Source organism: Mycobacterium sp. E735, from assembly GCF_001666955.1.
Classification (GTDB): Bacteria; Actinomycetota; Actinomycetes; order Mycobacteriales; family Mycobacteriaceae; genus Mycobacterium.
This window is the reverse complement of sequence record NZ_LZIX01000291.1, coordinates 1-1984: the sequence shown is the minus strand read 5'-3', so window position 1 is coordinate 1984 and position 1984 is coordinate 1. Positions and strand designations below refer to the sequence as shown.

Sequence of the window (1984 nt, the reverse complement as noted above, 5' to 3'; positions counted from 1 at the left end):
GCCGTCCGCGGCAGCGCGGCGTCCACGCGGGACACGAAGTCGCGCAGCGGTTCCGGCCGGGGCAGGGCGCCGATCCGCCCCAGCCCGGCGTCGCCCGGCGCGGGCACCAACGCGAACAGGTCGAACGCCGGCTCCTCGTAGGGATGGGCGGCGCGCATCGCCGCCAGCACGGCTCCCCGGATCCGCGCGGGCGCGACCACCTCGAACCGATCCTCGGCCACCCGCTCGACGGTGCCGACGCTGCCCACCGCGGGCGACGCCCCTTCGTGCGGCAGGAACTGGCCGATGCCGCTGACACTCCAGCTGCAGTGCGAGTAGTCGCCGATGTGCCCGGCGCCGGCCTCGAACACGGCCGCCTGCACCGCTTCTGAGTTCTCGCGCGGCACGTAGACCACCCACTTGTCGAGGTCGGTCGCGGCCGCGCGGATCCGGGGAGCCGTGCTGGCGGCGATGCGCGCCGCCCATCCCTACGAGGAGCCGGCGTTCGACCTGTTCGCGTTGGTGCCCGCGCCGGGCGACGCCGGGCTGGGGCGGATCGGCGCCCTGCCCCGGCCGGAACCGCTGCGCGACTTCGTGTCCCGCGTGGACGCCGCGCTGCCGCGGACGGCCTGGGGGGTCCGCGCGGCGGGCGATCCCGACCTGCCGGTGTCCCGGGTCGCCGTCTGCGGCGGCGCGGGGGACTCGCTGCTGGCGGCCGCGGCGGCCGCAGGGGTGCAGGCCTACGTAACGGCCGACCTGCGACACCATCCGGCCGACGAGCATCGCCGGGGTTCTGCTGTGGCGCTGGTGGACGTGGCGCACTGGGCCAGTGAATTTCCGTGGTGCCACCAGGCCGCCGACGTGCTGCGGTCCCGTTTCGGTGCGGCGCTGGCGGTGCGGGTGTGCACCATCCGCACCGACCCCTGGACCATGGGGCAGTGCGGCGACGAGACCGGGGGTGAGGCGTGATGAAGGCCGAAGTCGCTCAGCAGCGTTCGCTGCTCGAGCTGTCGAAACTGGATGCGGAGCTGTCCCGCATCACGCACCGGGCCGGCCATCTGGCCGAGCAACAGGCCTGCGAGCGGTTGCAGGACGAACTCAACGACGCCGCCGACCGGGTGAGCGCCATTCGGATCGCCTTGGAGGACATCGATGTTCAGGTGTCGCGGTTCGAGTCCGAAATCGAAGCGGTCCGCCAGCGCGAAGACCGCGACCGGTCGCTGCTGCAGTCCGGCGCCGCCGACGCCAAGCAACTGTCGGACCTGCAGCACGAGCTCGAGACGCTGACGCGTCGCCAGGGCAGCCTGGAAGATTCGCTGCTGGAGGTGATGGAGCGCCGCGAGGAGCTGCAGTCTCAATTGGACGACGCGCAACGCAAGGTCGAGGCGCTGGAGACCGAACTGGCCGGCGCCCGGCAGGCTCTCGACGCCGCGCTCACCGAAATCAGTGCGGCTCGGGAGGCGCATTCGTCGCGCCGCGAGGCCCTGACCGCCGAACTGGACCCCGCCCTGACCGCGCTCTACGAACGCCAGCGCGCCGGGGGAGGCCCGGGCGCCGGGCCGTTGCTGGGACGCCGATGCGGCGCCTGCCGCCTCGAGATCGACCGGGGCGAAATGTCCCGCATCTCGGCCGCGGCCGACGACGACGTGGTGCGATGCCCCGAGTGCGGCGCGATCCTGTTGCGGGTCAAGGGCTTCGACCAATGAAGGTGGTGATCGAGGCCGACGGCGGCTCGCGCGGCAATCCGGGACCGGCCGGCTACGGGGCCGTCGTGTGGACCGAGGACCGCTCGACGGCGCTGGCGGAGAACAAGCAGGCCATCGGCCGGGCCACCAACAACGTCGCCGAATACCGTGGACTGCTGGCCGGTTTGGAGGACGCCCTGCAACTCGGCGCCACCGAGGCCGCGGTCTTCCTGGATTCCAAGCTGTTGGTGGAGCAGATGTCGGGGCGGTGGAAGGTCAAGCATCCCGACCTGGTCGAACTGCACGGCCAGGCCCGAACG

The 1984-nt window shown here is 72.5% G+C and carries 2 protein-coding genes and 2 pseudogenes; 3 read left to right on the top strand and 1 reads right to left on the bottom strand.

Annotated features, from left to right (window positions below; all coding sequences use genetic code 11):
• A pseudogene (locus A5704_RS24175) lies at positions 1–416 on the bottom strand (Nif3-like dinuclear metal center hexameric protein); the annotation flags it as partial.
• On the opposite strand from A5704_RS24175, the pseudogene A5704_RS24170 reads away from it, so the two are divergent.
• The 3 genes and pseudogenes from A5704_RS24170 to A5704_RS24160 all read left to right on the top strand — a co-directional run.
• Positions 412–948: pseudogene (locus tag A5704_RS24170) on the top strand (Nif3-like dinuclear metal center hexameric protein); the annotation flags it as partial. The pseudogenes A5704_RS24175 and A5704_RS24170 sit on opposite strands and share 5 nt — an antisense overlap.
• Positions 948–1685, top strand: coding sequence for a zinc ribbon domain-containing protein (locus tag A5704_RS24165; RefSeq protein ID WP_067891464.1), 738 nt, complete (start codon positions 948–950; stop codon positions 1683–1685). The pseudogene A5704_RS24170 and the gene A5704_RS24165, both read left to right, overlap by 1 nt.
• On the top strand, positions 1682–1984 hold a 303-nt coding region (locus A5704_RS24160; protein ID WP_156675534.1), incomplete at its 3' end, for a reverse transcriptase-like protein. The genes A5704_RS24165 and A5704_RS24160, both read left to right, overlap by 4 nt.

Bases quoted from the DNA above. Each gene is read 5' to 3' on its own strand.
- A5704_RS24165 (WP_067891464.1), top strand. From the start codon at position 948: ATGAAGGCCGAAGTCGCTCAGCAGCGTTCGCTGCTCGAGCTGTCGAAA.